The organism is Paenibacillus sp. 11B, from assembly GCF_030487755.1.
In the GTDB taxonomy this organism is placed as follows: Bacteria; Bacillota; Bacilli; order Paenibacillales; family Paenibacillaceae; genus Paenibacillus; species Paenibacillus vandeheii.
In genome coordinates this window covers 288865-305890 of the sequence record NZ_JAUKNS010000002.1, presented here as the reverse complement: position 1 = coordinate 305890, position 17026 = coordinate 288865, and the positions used below count along the sequence as shown (strand labels likewise).

The 17026-nt window shown below is 46.5% G+C and carries 12 protein-coding genes; 11 read left to right on the top strand and 1 reads right to left on the bottom strand.

The genetic code is table 11. The annotated features are described in order from the left end of the window. Nucleotides 1–42: 42 nt before the first annotated feature. The 9 genes from Q0V21_RS09865 (at nucleotide 43) to Q0V21_RS09825 (ending at nucleotide 10919) form a co-directional block, all read left to right on the top strand. Nucleotides 43–1317 (top strand): ABC transporter substrate-binding protein, encoded by a 1275-nt coding sequence (locus Q0V21_RS09865; protein WP_301878682.1) that lies wholly within the window; start codon nucleotides 43–45, stop codon nucleotides 1315–1317. Between the two features lie 52 nt (nucleotides 1318–1369). Further along, the gene (locus tag Q0V21_RS09860) at nucleotides 1370–2260 is read left to right on the top strand and encodes a carbohydrate ABC transporter permease (RefSeq protein ID WP_024631747.1); all 891 of its coding nucleotides are present in this window, start codon (nucleotides 1370–1372) and stop codon (nucleotides 2258–2260) included. A gap of 15 nt (nucleotides 2261–2275) precedes the next feature. Then, nucleotides 2276–3157, top strand: a complete 882-nt coding sequence (locus Q0V21_RS09855) for a carbohydrate ABC transporter permease (protein WP_024631746.1) — start codon at nucleotides 2276–2278, stop codon at nucleotides 3155–3157. 251 nt (nucleotides 3158–3408) lie between these two features. Beyond that, nucleotides 3409–4164: a response regulator transcription factor gene (locus Q0V21_RS09850; RefSeq protein WP_301878680.1), complete on the top strand. Its 756-nt coding sequence runs from the start codon at nucleotides 3409–3411 to the stop codon at nucleotides 4162–4164. After that, nucleotides 4133–5785, top strand: a complete 1653-nt coding sequence (locus tag Q0V21_RS09845; RefSeq protein WP_301878679.1) for a sensor histidine kinase — start codon at nucleotides 4133–4135, stop codon at nucleotides 5783–5785. The genes Q0V21_RS09850 and Q0V21_RS09845 overlap by 32 nt, the downstream gene beginning before the upstream one ends. A gap of 218 nt (nucleotides 5786–6003) precedes the next feature. After that, nucleotides 6004–7641 carry an extracellular solute-binding protein gene (locus tag Q0V21_RS09840; RefSeq protein WP_301878678.1) on the top strand — a complete coding sequence of 546 codons (1638 nt, stop codon included), beginning with the start codon at nucleotides 6004–6006 and terminating at the stop codon, nucleotides 7639–7641. Between the two features lie 108 nt (nucleotides 7642–7749). Then, nucleotides 7750–8700 (top strand): ABC transporter permease, encoded by a 951-nt coding sequence (locus Q0V21_RS09835; protein WP_443145811.1) that lies wholly within the window; start codon nucleotides 7750–7752, stop codon nucleotides 8698–8700. A gap of 10 nt (nucleotides 8701–8710) precedes the next feature. Then, a complete protein-coding gene (locus Q0V21_RS09830) occupies nucleotides 8711–9598 on the top strand; it encodes a carbohydrate ABC transporter permease (RefSeq protein ID WP_079344493.1) in 888 nt (295 codons plus the stop codon). Between the two features lie 163 nt (nucleotides 9599–9761). Then, nucleotides 9762–10919, top strand: a complete 1158-nt coding sequence (locus Q0V21_RS09825; RefSeq protein ID WP_301878676.1) for a glycoside hydrolase family 76 protein — start codon at nucleotides 9762–9764, stop codon at nucleotides 10917–10919. Between the two features lie 207 nt (nucleotides 10920–11126). Here the strand turns inward: Q0V21_RS09825 and Q0V21_RS09820 are convergent, their stop codons facing one another. After that, a complete protein-coding gene (locus Q0V21_RS09820; RefSeq protein WP_301878675.1) occupies nucleotides 11127–13181 on the bottom strand; it encodes a GxGYxYP domain-containing protein in 2055 nt (684 codons plus the stop codon). Nucleotides 13182–13488: 307 nt separating this feature from the next. Here Q0V21_RS09820 and Q0V21_RS09815 point away from each other — a divergent pair, with 307 nt between their 5' ends. Then, complete coding sequence (locus Q0V21_RS09815; RefSeq protein WP_079344496.1) at nucleotides 13489–14637, top strand: GntR family transcriptional regulator; 1149 nt, start codon at nucleotides 13489–13491, stop codon at nucleotides 14635–14637. 163 nt (nucleotides 14638–14800) lie between these two features. Further along, nucleotides 14801–17005 (top strand): hypothetical protein, encoded by a 2205-nt coding sequence (locus Q0V21_RS09810; protein ID WP_301878673.1) that lies wholly within the window; start codon nucleotides 14801–14803, stop codon nucleotides 17003–17005. Nucleotides 17006–17026: the final 21 nt, after the last annotated feature.

The window sequence follows — 17026 nt, the reverse complement described above, 5'->3', positions numbered from 1 at the left end:
TCTAATAAATTGTAAGCGTTTCCTTTTTGAAGGAGGGGGCCTATGAAGAACTTTAAGCTTAAATATATCTCCATGATTGCACTCGTAAGCGCAGTGATGATGGTATCCGGTTGCCAGCCGGGTGGAGCGAATCAACCCAAGCAGGAGGAGATTACAGTATGGAGTTTTACGGATGAAGCGGGCTATGCCATTGAGAAATTCGAGGAGAAGTACCCGGACATCAAGGTGAACTTTGTTAATATTCCGGGCAATTTCTATATCACCAAGTTAAAGTCGGCGCTTCAGACGACGTCCAAAGCTCCGGATGTGTTTATGATCGAGAATGCAAATATCAGAGAGCTGATTGATGTGCCTTATCTGGAGAATTTATCGGAAGCACCGTATAACGCCAATGAGCTGATTCCGGAGCAGTATGCTTTTGTGCAAGCAAATGAGAAGGATAGCCAAGGAAATATTAGAGCGATCGGTTATCAGGGAACGCCTGGAGGCATTTATTATCGAAGAGATCTGGCCAAAGAATATTTGGGTACGGACGACCCGGAGAAGGTAGCGCCGCAGATTGATACTTGGGAGAAAATATTTGAGATTGGAGAGAGGGTCGCTCAGCAAAGTGGAAATAAAGTTCATGCCCTTGCCAACTGGAACGCGATATCGAATTCGTATGATGGTATTCCTTGGGTTAAGGATGGGAAGTTAGTTATCGATCCCACTTACATGAAAGTGCTTGACCTTGTGCGCGAAGCGCGTCAGCGGCATGTGCTTGCAGAGTTGGATGATGGGAGTGCCGGATATGCGGCTTCCATGCAAAAAGGCCAGGTGATGTTCTATCCGGGAGCTACCTGGGCATTGCAATACACGTTTAAGGCGAACGCTCCGGATACCGAAGGGTTGTGGGGTCTCGCACCGGGGCCATCCGTTTTTAGTGCCGGTGGAACTTATATTGCCATGTACAGTAAAAGTGACAAAAAGGATTTGGCTTGGAAGTTTATTGAGTTTTATAACTTTGATCATGATTTTCTGTCCGAGCTTGCAAAGGAACAGGATTATTTCACAAGTAATAGGGTCGTGAATGATCAGCTTGCGGGATCTGTATCTTCAGCGTATTTGGGAGGGCAGAAGCATTTTGAGTTTTTCTCGGAAGCGGCCAAGCAGGTTCCTGTATATGAGCGAACCAAGTATGATTCAATTATTAACAATGACATCTTCAAAAATGTACTCCAGTTGTATCTCAATAACGACATTCAGACCCAAGAAGAGGCGGTAAAACGAATAAAACGTGATGTCAAATTGAGATTTCCGGAGCTGGAAGTGGATTAGCTTAGAAGTAAGCGAATGCCTTTTAATCATCCGATGACTGGGGGTACAAATCATGTTTGCCAAGTCAATCCGCAAAGACCATTACGGATACTATTTCATTGCTCCGTTTTTCATTCTTTTCGCCATTTTTGGGCTTTATCCAATCCTCTATTCGCTCTATATCAGCTTTACCAACTTTGACGGGATCACAACGCCCGACTTTGTTGGAATAGGCAATTATGTTGCGGTTCTACAAGATCCTCTTTTCTACAAAACGTTATTTAATACCCTTTTTATCTGGGGTGTCTCCGTAGTCCCACAGCTAACCGTTTCGCTTGTCCTCGCCTTTATTCTCAATGATAAGTTGCTTAAGGGAAGAGACATTTTCAGAGCGGTTTATTTCTTTCCCAATATCGTTACTGCTGCATCATTGGGTCTGCTCGTGAGTCTGATCTTTGATTGGCAATCCGGCGGTTTGAATCATTTTCTCGTCCAGGTTGGACTCATCGACGATCCGATTAACTGGAAAAATGATCCCTGGTTTATGCGACTGATCGTTTCATCCATTCTGTTCTTTCAATACTTTGGTTACTCCATGGTCATCTATCTGGCAGGACTTCAGGGTATTGATCCCGCTCTGCAGGAAGCCGCTCAAATGGATGGAGCGAAAAAGAAACATATTTTCATTCATATCATCGTCCCAATGCTTCGCCCAATCATACTGTTTCAGATGATCACGTCCATTATTGGAGGCATTCAGATTTTCGATCAGCCGTTTACATTGACGAATGGAACGGGTGGTCCGGATCGTGCAGCCATGACGAGTATTATGTATCTGTATAATGTGGCATTCCAAAGTACACGTTTTGGTTATGGAGCGGCCATTGCATTCTGTCTGTTCATCATCATTATCCTGCTATCGGTCGTATCCTTCATGATGACGAAGCGCAAGAGCCGTGCATAGGGAGGGGGAAATGAAATGCAAACCGTCAAACCCGTTGAACAACAAAAAGTCACTCTGCAGCAATATGATACTGTAAGGCGTCTGACACTGGGCAAAGTTATGATTTATCTGTGTTTGATTGGCCTCGCCGTGATCTGTATCATTCCATTTTATCTCATGCTCATCTATTCCACGCATAACAATGCAACGATTGCATCGACATTTACGTTTCTGCCCGGACCCTTCTTGGTGGATAATTATATGAACATGGCCTCCAAAATCAATATCTGGCGCGGGTTTGCCAACAGCTTTTTCATTGCCGGGACGTCTACGGTGTTATCCTTGTATATCGGTTCCCTGACGGCATATGGCTTCGCCAAGTTCAAATTCAAAGGTCGCAACTGGCTATTTCTATTTTTGCTTGCAACCATGATGGTGCCAGGGCAGCTCGCTCTAATCGGGATGTATCGTCTGTTCAGTACGTTAGGCTTACTGGACAGCTATGCAGCGATCATTTTGCCTGCAGCAGCGAATGCATTTAATGTATTTTTTATCAAACAATTCATGGAGAGCAGCATTCCCGACGAAATCATCGAATCGGCACGTGTGGATAGTGCAGGGGAGTTTCGCACATTTAATCAGATTGTCTTGCCCATTCTGGGACCGGCCATTTCGGCCCTTGGCATATTTACCTTTATCGGTTCATGGAATAACTTTCTCACGCCGCTCGTCCTGTTTTTCTCCCTGGATAAATATCCGCTTCCGGTACTCGTTGCACTGGTGCAAGGATATTACGGAATGGACTATGGACTGTTGTATTTGGGTGTTGCGATCTCGATTTTACCTATTATTATTGTCTTTGCGATATTCTCCAAGCAAATTATAGGCAGCGTTGCGCTGGGTGCGGTGAAAGGGTAAGTGTACAGGTACACGTTAACAAAACACCACGGAAAAAGTCGCCATATGGCGGCTCTTTTTGTTTTTTACACGATCGTGTTTATGTCATTGGCGTTTAAATCACTGATCTCTATATCTTAAAAAGAAGAGGAAAACCATTTTGAAAGCCCTTTCTAAAATCTATGCTATACTACCATATGACTGGAAATAGCAATGCATAATATGATATTCCACCCTGAAGTTTCCTTCACTTCACATGCAAAGGAGATGTCATGATGTTTAATGTTCTTGTTGTTGACGATGAGTGCGTTCAAAGAGAAGGCATTAAGGATTGGATCTCTCACTACGGGTTTCCCTTTCACGTATTGGAGGCCGAGAATGGCAAAGCAGCAGAGCGGATTCTGGTTCAAAACGCGATTGATATCCTCATCACCGATGTCAGAATGCCTCTGATGGACGGACTGGAGCTTAGCAAACAAGCCCGTAAGACCCAGCAGAATGTAAAGATCGTCATTTGCAGTGGCTACGATGAATTCGAATATGCCCGTAGTGCGATTCGGCTGGGTGTGGTGAATTATTTGCTCAAGCCGCTGGTCAAGGAAGAGTTTCTACAGGTGATGGAGGATATCACGCAGATCCGTCCTTATGGCGGAGGTCCTGAACCGGAATCGATGGAATCGAAGGTCATCCGACAGGTGAAGGATTATGTGAAGGATAATCATCAGAGAGATATCTCATTGTCAGAGGCCGCTCACGATGTGTATCTATCTCCAGGGTATTTAAGCATTTTGTTTAAAAAAGAGACCGGGGAAAACTTCTCGAAATATTTAACGGATTATCGCTTGCGGCGCGCAAGCCATCTGCTGGCTCACTCGAATATGAAAATCAATGATATTGCAGGGGCTGTTGGCATCGACAATCATTCTTATTTTGCCAAGCTGTTCAGAAATAGGTTCGGCGTCAGTCCGTTACAGTTCAGAGAGTGCGGGGTGCTACATGATCGGATGGATCAAGAGCAAATTCAATGATATCAAGTTCAGAAACAAGCTGCTGCTGTCCCATCTGGTGATTGCACTCATTCCGATTCTTCTGCTTGGACTGCTCTCCTTCATTCAGTCCTACCGTATCCAAATGAAGGAGCTGCGGAGCGAAGCAGAAGCAAGTCTGGAGCAGGTGGCTAACATTATGGATTATAAGATTAATCGGTACAATACGCTGAGTGAGTTCATGGTGCTTAACCGGGATTTATCGAAAATATTTACGAAAGACTACGAAGAAAATTATTATCATATGTACCTCGATTTCCGGGACATTCTGGAACCACTGATCTCGAACATCCGGCTGATGGACGATGATATTGAAGCCATTACCTTTTATACATCCGGGGAGTTATTGGGAATTCGCAACAATATTTTGCCTATTGGGGATCTCAAGAGCAAGGCTTGGTATGACGGATTTCGAGGCAGGCGCTGGATTGTGGATGGAGAGAAGCTCTATCTCGTTCAGGAACTGATCAGCAATCCGAAAGACAGCAATTTTATGGTGATCTCCATTCAGCATGATAGCATATTTGCAGACCTGGACAATCTGTCGGAGCATGTAGCCGTTCATATTGAGGATGCGAAGCAGCATGTGATTTTCCAGAAAAACCACGAGCGTGCTGTTGGGGCCGCAGGTTTGAACGTTGGTGATCCTGGTGATCTGAGTTTAAGCCGATCGCTCGCCAATAATGGCTGGACAATTCACTATAATCTGCTGAATACGAATGCGTACGCAAATGCAATGGGCATTTTTCAAATTACGCTGTTTGTCATCATCCTCAGTCTGATCATTACTTTCCTGCTCATTTATGTCATTTCCAATAACTTTACGCAACGAATTATCCATATCAAGAACAAGGTGGACAAGGTGGAGCGGAACAATCTGGATGTAATTATCCGAAGTTCATCCAGAGATGAATTCGGTGAACTGACTAACGGTATCGGTAAAATGCTGAAAAGGATCAACAGCCTGATCTCCCAGGTGTATCACGCCGAAATTGCCAAGAAGGAAAGTGAGTATAACAAGTTGATTAGCCAGATTAACCCTCATTTTCTGTACAATACGCTCTCATTTATACGATGGAGGGCCGAGAAAAAAGCGGATATCGAGACGAGTTATATGGTATCTGCATTAGCCCGTTTCTATAGAACAACACTAAATCAGGGGAGGCATATGGCTACGATTGAAGCTGAGATCCAGCATATTAAGGCATACCTTGATTTGCAGCTCATTATGAACGATGGCCGATTTGAAGTGGATTACCATATCCATGACGAGGTATTACATACCGAGGTGATTCATTTTATTTTGCAGCCGATTGTGGAAAATGCCATCAAGCACGGTTTTGTGGAGGCAGATGCGAGAGATTATTGCATTCACATTGCGGTTAGTCGGATTGGGGAGAGCATCAAATTGATGGTTCGTGATAACGGTGTAGGCATGATGCCAGTGCAGGCGGCTCTTTTGCTAACGGGGGAGAATGGCGGGTGTGGTGTCCGGAACGTGAATGACCGGATTAAGCTGTATTATGGGCGGGATTACGGGCTTGTGATTCATAGTGAACCGGGCAGCGGAACGGAAGTGTCCATTGTCCTTCCTGCCTCATGAGTGTGTCAACATATACTAAAAACATAGCTTGAATACTGAAGCGGTTGCTGGAGCAACCGCTTGTTTGGTTCTTGTTAGGATCTCTGATGCGAGCTTCAAAGTTAAATAGGAGGTCATAAAAAAAGTGATACATATCCGAAAAATGTGGCATATACGCCATTTTTGAAAACGCATACAATTTGGTTATCAAGAGCAAATCAGATAAAGGGGATGACAGGATGAGCAAGCGCAGAACGATAGCTACGCTGCTGATTGGCAGCATGATGATGGCTGTATTCAGCGGATGTACCGGGGGCAATAACGATAGTGCACAGCCCCAAGTTTCAGATCAGGATTATGAACCATACGGTAAATACGAGACGCCAGTGGAATTTACGATCGGCCGGAATACCAATCATGTGAACAACTTGCCTTCCGGCGATACCATTGAGGACAATCTGGCTACACGCTATGTAGAAGACCGGGTGAACGTCAAGGCCAAGGTGGCATGGGAAACAGATGATATGGATCAGAAGCTGTCACTCTCGATGACCACAGGTGACCTGCCGGATGTCATGCTGGTCAGCCGCGAAATATTTAATCAGCTGGTGGATAACGATCTGATTGCCGACATGACGGAAGTGTACGAGAAGACAGCATCCGAAGGCGTTAAAAATATTTATGGTTCATACGGAGATTTGCTGCTGAATCAGGTGAAGGTAGACGGCAAAATCATGGGTCTGCCCATGACGAATATCGGAAACCAGCACCAATTGCTGTGGGTCCGGAAGGACTGGGTGGATAAAGTCGGCGCGAAGCTGCCGGAAACCGTCGAGGATGTATGGAATCTGGCCAGAACGTTTGTGGAGAAGGACGTTTCGGGAACAGGCAAGACGGTAGGCATGGTGATGGATTCCAATGCCATGAATTTTACACCAATCTTCGCTGCGCATGGAGCCTTTCCTATGAACTGGATACAGAAGGACGGTCAGGTTGAATATGGGTCTGTTCAGCCTGAAGTGAAGCAAGCGCTGACGGAGCTAAGCACGATGTATAAAGAGGGCTTGATCGATAAACAGTTTGCTGTCCGTTCCAATGAAGAGAAGGAAGCCCTCGTCATCAACGGACAGGCCGGAATGCTGTTTAACCCATGGTGGATCGGCTACACCAACTACAAGGATTCTATCAAGCAAGATCCTGAAGCAGTCTGGGTGGCCGTATCTGCACCGGTGGATGAGAATGGAAAATTCAAGACGACCCGGCAGGACCCCGTGGGCGGGGGTATCGTCGTTGTGAAGAAGGACTTTGCGCATCCTGAAGCGATTATGAAATCCATCAATTTAACAACGGATTTCCTCTACTCCTTAACGGAGGACGCAATCAATTATAAGAAAGAGCATCCCGACGAGTTGCTGACCGATGCAAGCCGCTGGAACAATGATCCTACCCAAATTCCGATGCAAGTGGATTATGACGATGTGCTGAAGCGTTATTACGATGATTTGATCAAGGCGGATGAGGCAGGAGATGCTTCCGCTGTTCAGGAAGATCGAGTGGTTTCTTTCAAGGCCTATCAAGAATTCAAAGAAAAAGGCAATGCGATCGATGCAAACACCTACGGCGAATACCTCTCCCGGATCGAGGGACAGCGAGAGGCGAACAACCCGAATCTGGAAGTGATCCCCGCAGGCTTCTACGGAACAACCGAGACGATGAAGCTGAAGTGGGCGAATCTGCAGAAGCTCGAAGAGGAAACCATGCTCAAGATCATTATGGGTGAAGCTTCTGTAGATGAATTTGATACGTTTGTTGACACTTGGAAGCATACGGGTGGCGATGAGATTACAGAAGAAGTCAACGATATGAGCAGCAGATGACGATTGCGTGAGCTTAGGTGCGGAAGCCAAGCATGATGGTGGACTTCTGCACGGCCTTTCGCCGATAATGCCTGTCCAATTAGTCACATGATGGAGGTGGAACAGACAATGGCACAGATGGAGACAGCCGTTAATCCAGAGCGGAAAGTGCGTTACCCGAGGAAAAAGAAACGTAAAACCTTTGACGAAATGACCTATCATTTTATGCTGCTGCCGGGCATGATCATGCTGTTCATTTTCTCTATAGTACCGATGTTCGGGGTTGTGATGGCATTCCAAAAGTTCATTCCCGCCAAAGGTATTTTCGGGTCCAAATGGGCAGGGCTTTCCAATTTCACGTATATGTTTCAACTGCCGGATGCGAAGCAGATCTTCGTGAATACGTTGGTTATCGCGGTTGGGAAGATTGTTCTGGGGTTAATTGTACCCATCGTATTCGCTCTGCTGCTTAATGAGGTGCGTCTGAAGGCATTCAAAAGCACGATTCAAACCGTCGTCTATTTGCCGCATTTTATGTCATGGGTGGTTCTGGGCACAATGTTGACCATGATCTTTTCCTTTGATGGCATGGTAAACAACATACTTGAATTTCTCGGCCTGGAGCGGATTATGTTTCTGGCGAGCAATGACTGGTTCAGGCCGCTGCTGATTGTAACGGATACCTGGAAGGAATTTGGCTACGGGACGATTGTCTATCTGGCTGCATTAACGGCGATCAACCCTGCATTGTACGAATCCGCCGCAATGGACGGCGCGAGTCGCTGGAAGCAAACGCTGAACATCACATTGCCGGGTATGTTCCCGACGATTATTTTGCTGGGGACGCTAAGCCTTGGCAATGTGCTGAATGCGGGCTTTGATCAGGTGTTCAACCTGTATAATCCGCTGGTATACGAAACAGGCGATATTATCGATACTTTTGTGTACCGTATGGGTCTGATCAACATGCAATATTCATTTGCAACAGCGATTGGACTGATGAAATCAGTGATCAGCTTTGTTCTGATCGTGATTTCCTACAGGCTGGCTTCGAAGTATGCGGGGTACAGAATTTTCTAGGAGGGTTAGCATGATTCAATCCAAATCGCTCGGCTCCAGGCTATCCCGCCTGTTGATTATGATTGCGTTGATCCTGATTACGTTCATGTCCCTGGCTCCGATCGTTAATACTATTATGGTGTCGGTCAGCAGCAGCACGGCTGTTAATGCAGGCCGGGTCTACTTTTTTCCAGTAGAGCTGAATTTCTCATCGTATGGGCAGATTCTGAATGATACGAAGTTTTGGAAAGCTTTTCTCATCTCCGTCGAGCGGGTAGTGCTTGGGGGAGCCATCAACATGATTTTGACCATTCTGATGGCGTACCCGTTATCTCGCAGCGTTACACAATTCAGATCGAGAAACACATATATGTGGATTATAGTGTTTACGATGCTTTTCAGCGGAGGAATCGTGCCCTGGTATATGGTGATTAGCAATCTGGGGTTGATCAACAGCATCTGGGCGCTGGTTCTCCCGGGGGCCGTTCCTGTCTTTAATGTTATTCTCCTGATGAACTTCTTCAAGGGGATTCCAAAGGAGCTGGAGGAGGCCGCATTTATTGACGGAGCCAGTCCGCTTAAAATCCTGCTCAAAATCTTCATTCCCATTTCCATGCCGAGTCTGGCAACCATTACGCTCTTTGTCATTGTCGGGCATTGGAACAATTTCTTTGACGGCATTATTCTGATCAACGACAGCTCCAAAATACCACTTCAGACCTATCTGCAGAGGCTCAGCCTCACACGTGATCAGATGCAGAATCTTTCGGTCGAACAGCTGCAGCAGTTTAATAAAATCTCTAACACCACACTGAACTCTGCCAAAATTTTGGTCTCCATGATTCCCATTCTGCTGATTTATCCTTTTCTCCAACGTTATTTAATCCACGGTATCGTTCTGGGTGCTGTGAAGGAATAGCTCGGGCTATCAAGCATGATTAGCCGCCTTGGCTTGGTTCGAAAGGAGGTGAAGGAACACACTGTCAGGGGAGAGGGACAATCTGAGCTGGAGCATACATGAATGTCCCTGTTTTACGAGTGAACCGTTCGTTATAAGTCGATTGGAGAAGGGAAGGGATCTGATGAGCAAAAGGAAAATAGTGAGCCTCACGCTGGTACTCAGTATTATTCTGGTCACTACAATGGGGGCAACAAGCGGCGGTAAGAATCGTTATGCGGATCAGGCGCAGTGGGCGCAAGGGAAGCTGCATGAATACTACTGGAACGATGCATCCAAAATGATGAATAATGCTTATCCTTCAACGCCTGAAGGTGAGCATGCCTTGAATTACTGGTGGAAGGCTCATGCAGTCGACGCGTTGGTGGACGGTTACGAACGTACAGGAGACAAAGCATACACGGAGCGCGCAGAGGAACTCGTTCGCAGTATCATTGCCCGCAACGGCTCACTTCATAATGAATTCTACGATGATATGGAATGGCTCGCGCTTGCCGGGCTTCGTCTGTATGATGCAACAGGAAGTGAAGAAATGAAGGGATATGTTCTGGAGTTGTGGGATGACATCAAGACCGCCTGGTGGGAAGATGAGCTTGGCGGTATGGCTTGGAAAAAGGATCAGCGTGATAACCGAAATGCGTGCTCCAACGGGCCTGCCGCCATCTTGGCTACAAGACTGTACGAACGTTTTGGCGATACGGGGGATCTGGAATGGGCCAAGAAGATATACGATTGGGAGAAACAATATCTGGTTCATTCGCAAACAGGCCTGGTAGCGGATGGGTTGGTGCTGCGTGAGGATGGTACACTGGATGTAAATGAAGCATGGATCTTCACATACAATCAAGGCACGTTTATCGGAGCGGGTGTCGATCTCTACCGGATAACGGGGGAGAAGGCGTATCTGAGAGATGCCGAGAAAACGGCAGCCGGTTCTTTGAAGGCCTTAACAGATGAGAAGACGGGCATATTTAAAGAGGACGGCGACGGAGATGGCGCTTTGTTCAAAGGCATATTGATCCGCTATATGGTTGAGTTGTATGAAACCGGGCATAACAAGAGCCTGAAAAAGGCGATTTATCGCAACGCCGATGCCCTGCTGAAGGGCAGCCGGGATAACGGTTTATTCGGTCAGGCTTGGGGCAAACCCGCCCAGAATCCGCTCGACCTTTCCGCTCAGCTCAGCGGGGTATTTCTTCTGGAAGGAGCTGCAAAGCTGGAAGCAGGCAAAGTGGATAAGCCAGATAAATCAGATAAACCAGCTAAACCAGTGAAGAAGTAGCTGTTTGAAATTGAGGATCGTCAACGGGATAACAATCGTTAGAAATCAGCGGGAGCAGCATATAATCTTTCCGAGAGATAAACTATATGCTGCTGACTTATGATGTCTGTAATTGCACCCGGCTCCGTCATGAAAAAAAGCATCGTACCCGACATCACGGGGGTACGATGCTTTTATGCGTCTGCACATTTCCTGTAAGTATCGTTATTACTTGCTAGCGGGCAAGTGGTAACTTTCTCGAATGAAGGAGAAATAGTCATCAGCACGGACAACCTTAAATTCCGATCCGAGCTTTTCCGTGATTGCCAAGGCATCGGATGGGGTCGTGCTCCATGCAAGCAATCCAAGAGAAACGAACAACGGGGACTTGCCATCCCAATTTGCTTTTGCGTCATTCAGCACTTGTAATCCGTCCTGCACGGTACTTATCCCACGAATCGTGGATACCGGCAGACTGTCGCCAACAATCTCAATACCATACTTGTCTTCATAGCTAATGAATAAGCCAGGCGCCTTATAATCCTGCTCGTAAGCGCTTGCTTTAAATGGCGTGAGAGGTACATTCTCGCTGTCTGCACGATTCAAAACATAAGGGATCGTCATACCTGTCTTTTTCATATACTTCTCGGTCTGCTGCAAGAATTGTCGGAAGCTTGAGTCGGGCCATGCCCCCGGATAGAAGTATCCTGCACCGGATGGCCCTGCGATCAGCAGATCATTCGGTGTTGCGGTGTTCACATAATAATTCAGGATCGCCGGGGCTGCCTCGTAGAGAAGCGGGCTCGAAGTCCAGTTGATCGGAACCTTTCCCCTGGCCGGATCATCCCACATCACACGCATGCGATGCTGATTATACTGAAAATTATCACCTTCCGTGAAGGTATACGTTACATAGATTTTGTTCTCCAGCGCAGGTCGCGGAGATTTTTTCACCGGAGTGAGCTGAGGCTGTGTTCCCGAGAAAACGGTCAGGTTACTGAACCAGTCGGCGGCGAGAACATAGACACCATAACGTGAAGCAATTTCAACAGAACTGAACTCACCCTCAACATCATTGCTGAACCAGCCGAGGTAGGGAGTTCCCGGTTTTACGTCAGACATGATCTTCTCGAAAAGTGTCTTTTGCTCAGGCACATTGGAATCCAACCAGAACACCATCGCTTTATTCGCGACTGCATAATCTCTTAAATAGGCATAGGGTTCCCGCTGCTCAGCGGAGAGTGGACGGATATTACCCGCTGATACTTTGTACTGGTTCCACATATCCACCTCAGCCGTCAGGTTCTGAGTTCCCGCAGGAGGACTGAATTCATATACAAAATAGTTGCCATTATCGGCGAAACGGTGGCCACCTTGACCTTCATTAACCTTGGAATTCTGTCTGTCGTAAAGAAATGATTCTTCTTCCGGTGTTCCTGCGACGAATTTTGCAATCTCTTTTCCATCAGCCTTAACGGTAATCTCATGCACAGCTGGTCCCCAGCCATCCTGAGTGAAGGCATCATCAAATCGCAAATATACCGAAGTTTTGCCCAGAAGTGAGGAGAGGTCCAGAGAATACGTATCACGGTTGCTTGCATCCCGGATCTGCTGCTTTTCCTCTGCAATCGTCACAAATGATTCTGGCATTCCGGAAGGGATGCGAATCGCTGTATCTGGATCAAGTCCAACTAACATCTGATGACTCGTTTTCTTCCACAGATTCTCATATTGCCAGGTATAAGCATCCATCCGACTATTGAATTTACCTCGCAGATCATCCATAATCTTTAATTTGTAAGGTGATTTGGACAATTTGGCTGCCAGCTCGGGGCTTGCCACAACAGCATTCTTCAGTCCTGCGAGCGTGGTTGCTACGTTAATCGTATCCGGTACATTGGGATCATATACGATCATGCCTTTGACCTCGCTGCGATAAGCAGAGAATACCTCCCAATAATCTGGATGGAGCGTGTACGGCACGTTGATATCTTTAAGCCAGGTCAATTTCCCTTCTTCCTGGGATTCGATGAGATAGATTCGGGGTTGTTCCCTGTTAACGATTCCCTGCAAAGTTCCCATCAACAATTTGATGTCACCTGGCGCATCATAGATGTCGGCTGCATCCAGGTGTTTCGGTTTTTTGAAGCTTGGAAGTTCACGGTGTTTGGAACCATCAGGTTTAGCTGTTTGTACATCTGTTTCCGAAGCGGAAGCTGCACCGGCTGTTAATGAAAAAGCGCATAGGAAGGCTAAACAGAGAATCGTGAATCTACGAGCCATGGCGAATTCACTCCTTGTTATAGTCAGAAATTAGAGCGTGTGCCTTCGTAATACCCATCCTCCTTTTGCGGCCGAAAGCCGATCAACACATCTCTATCCAATATATATTAAATATATTCATATATAATTTTACAAGGGTTTCGACAAAAGTTCCCATCATTCCTGGAAATCAGGCATAATAAATGGGGTGATATCAGGAGAATGATCTTTACAACTGCAGATAAGCCCAGCTTGTTTATTGCACTTGTATGTGAAAGGATATATTATATATCTCAAATATTATGAATGAATTGGTGATGTGATCAAAATGAGTACAAACGATCGAATTCCGTTGTATCAACAAATCCAGGACTATATCAGACATGTCATAACATCAGAAAATATGAAACCCGGTGATCGCATACCGACAGAGAAGGAACTGATGGATCAGTTTCAGGTCAGTAAAATTACGGTTGCCAATGCGCTGACCGGATTAGCAAATGAAAAATTAATTGCGCGTGTGCCGGGGAAAGGCAGTTTTGTTGCAGAAGAAGCCGATAGTGCTTCTGTGACATCAACGCAAGCTGCCACGATGAAGGGCAGAGAAGGGATACTTTCTAGTGGAATGGTTGGCATCATTATGCCCTCAATTCATGATTATTTTGCCATTAGACTCGTTGAGGGAATTGAGCAAGCACTGCGCGAGGAAGGATATCGCAGCATGATCATGTTTACCCATGGCAAGCTGGATAAAGAGAAAGATGTCATCAAGGAGATGAAGGCACTTGGGGCAGAGGGTCTGTTAATCTTTCCTGTAGATGAGGAGAACTACAACGAGGAGATCCTCGGTATGAAGCTCTCGGGTTTTCCTTTTGTACTGATGGATCGCTATTTGCCAGGGGTGGAGACGCATTATATTGCGGCAGATGGTAGGCGGGGCACGCGACTAGCCGTGGAGCATCTGTGGGAGCTTGGACACCGGGATATCGCCATTTGCTCGGATTCTCCCCTGCAGACGGTCACGGTTCAGGAGCGGATTGAAGGTTATATTGAGGCTTTAAAAGGCAAAGGGGCTTTAATCAATCCTGCGCATATGATTACGGATTTCCAACCGCTAAGCGAACTGAAGGATGCGGAGGCGCACCCCTTGTACCGATATATCCAAAACCGAATGGTCACGGCATATGTTTCGCTTAACGGTAGACTGGGTGTACAAATCTATCAAATGGCCAAGCAAGCAGGGCTTAGGGTGCCTGAAGATGTATCGATTGTAAGCTTCGATGACCCAACATCCATCGTGGAGGAATTCAGCATATTTACCCATGTGAAGCAGTTTGAGCGCAATATGGGGTATCAGGCAGCTGTTAAGTTACTTGAAGTATTGCGCGGTCATGGGGAAGTGAAAAGCTACAGCAAAATTCTGATTGAACCCGAACTGGTCATACGTCAAACCACCGGAACGGTTCCTCAAGCCTGAATTTCACAAAAAGAAAACCTTTTCCGTCAGAAACGGGAAAGGTTTTTTTATGTTTATATAAAAAACATATTGAATATATTCATATCATATATTATAGTCTAGAAAATGATGGATAGTCATACATTGCAACCCAAATGAAATACGAGCAGGGGAGGCTAAGAATGTGGCACGAGATCGAAAGGAAGAGCGTACCGGATTTCAAGAAGCCGCTCCTTATCATGCCAACTATGATTTGCAGACTGACTTTGTAATGGTTTATGGGATTGACGAGTCGATGCAGGAACGTATTCAGAAGTGGAAAGAAAAAGGGTATATCGTTCATCTGATGACAGGAGTTGCGTGGGGGAACTACAACAACTATCTTGATGGCGAGATCGATGGCGCAACGCATTGGGATGAAGCTCAAACGGACCGTCAGGGGGACATGATTCTTCACGGGGACAAACCGGTCATTCCATACATGGTGCCTACCATTTCCTTTGGCTATTACATAGCGGAGCGAATACGTATCGCTGTTGACGCCGGTGTAGAGGCTATCCATCTGGAGGAGCCCGAATTCTGGGTGAACGGAGGATATTCGGAAGCTTTTAAACGGGAATGGCAGTTGTATTACAAAGAACCCTGGATTCCGCCCCATGCTTCGCCAGACGCACAATTTCGAGCATCCAAATTAAAAGCGTATTTATATACACGCGTCCTGGACCGATTATGTGCCGAGATGAAGGACTACGCGTTAAAACGTTATAGTCGTGTTCTTCGCTTTTATGTTCCGACCCATAGTCTGATTAATTACACACAGTGGCGAATTGTCAGCCCACAATCTCAGCTTTTAGAGCTGCCTTCCATCGATGGATACATTGCACAGATCTGGACCGGGACATCCCGAACCCCTAATGTGTATGAAGGCAAGCGTAAAGAACGTACATTTGAAACCGCTTACCTTGAATATGGCGTAATGCAAGAACTGGTTCGTGGTACGGACAGACGGATGTGGTTCCTGCATGATCCGATCGAAGATAACCCGAATTATTCCTGGGCCGATTACCGACAGAACTATTTAAAGACTGTGGTTGCCTCACTCTTGCATCCCGGGGTGGCCCATTATGAAGTCTCACCTTGGCCTCGACGAATCTTTCAAGGTACTTACCCATCCGAGGATGGCACTGGCAAGGAACAAATTCCGTCAGACTATACCACAACTTTACTTCAAGTCATGCACACCCTTGGTAACATGGATCAGGATGTGGTTGAAACAGCCGAGGAACCATTACAAGTGGGCGTTTTCATTGCAGACTCGGCGATGTATCAACGAATGAAGTCAGATCCCAATGTCCTCCACGCCGGTAAATACGATGGAACAGACCCTGAAGGATTTCAGGAGGATGGCGATACCGAACTGCTCGATTTCTCTCCTTTTTATGGACTTACACTGCCTTTATTGAAACACGGGATTCCCGTGAGACCCCTTCAACTGGATAATGTAAGGCGGTATCCGGGTTACTTGGCAAGTTATCGTGTGCTCATACTAAGCTATGAATTCATCAAACCGGAATATCCGGACATTCACTATGCCCTTGCACAGTGGGTGCAGGATGGCGGAGCGTTAATCTACGTTGGCGACGACAGTGATCCGTATCACAATATTCGTGCATGGTGGAACCCTGACCGCAAGGAAGGGCAGTCAGATCCGGCGCATAACTCTCCTCGAGCACATTTGTTTGAGCAGCTAGGTCTGAAAGATAAGAGGGAAGGGATCAATAAGGTTGGAAAAGGGATCGTTTGCTGGCTGAATGAACATCCGGCTGACTTCACTTTATCCAAGGCAGGGGCTGATCGGTTGCGCCAATCCGTCAAAGAAACGATGGAGACCCTCCACGGACCAGAACTAGAGTGGAAATCGAAGCCATATTTCAAAATTAGACGAGGTCCTTATCTAATCGTATCGATTCTGGATGAGTCGGTCAGCGAAGAGCAGGTGGACATTTCAGGTCTGATGGTGGATTTGTTTGATTCACAGCTCTCCGTTCTGAGTCAAGTGGCTCTAAAACCGGGAGAGCAAGCCCTGCTTTACGATATTGAAGCAGGCCGTCCAACAGATGGAGAAGTATCTGTTATTGCTGCTTCCTCCCGAATAGAAGGTCTGTCACTGTCTGCCGCAGGTTTTCGATTCATTGCGAGAGGTCCTGCCAATATGAAGGCAACGGCAAGGCTGTACTGCAGGGCCAGACCCTTATCTGCCCAGTATGTTGTTCAAGAGCGGACGGCACCCGCTGTGTGGGAATGGGACCCGGATTCAAAGACCGTTCTTCTTCAGTACGAACATGGTGATGAGAACAACGCAGAGGTTTCTGTCCGCTGGACTTCCTGATTTTATATAACCTGATTGATG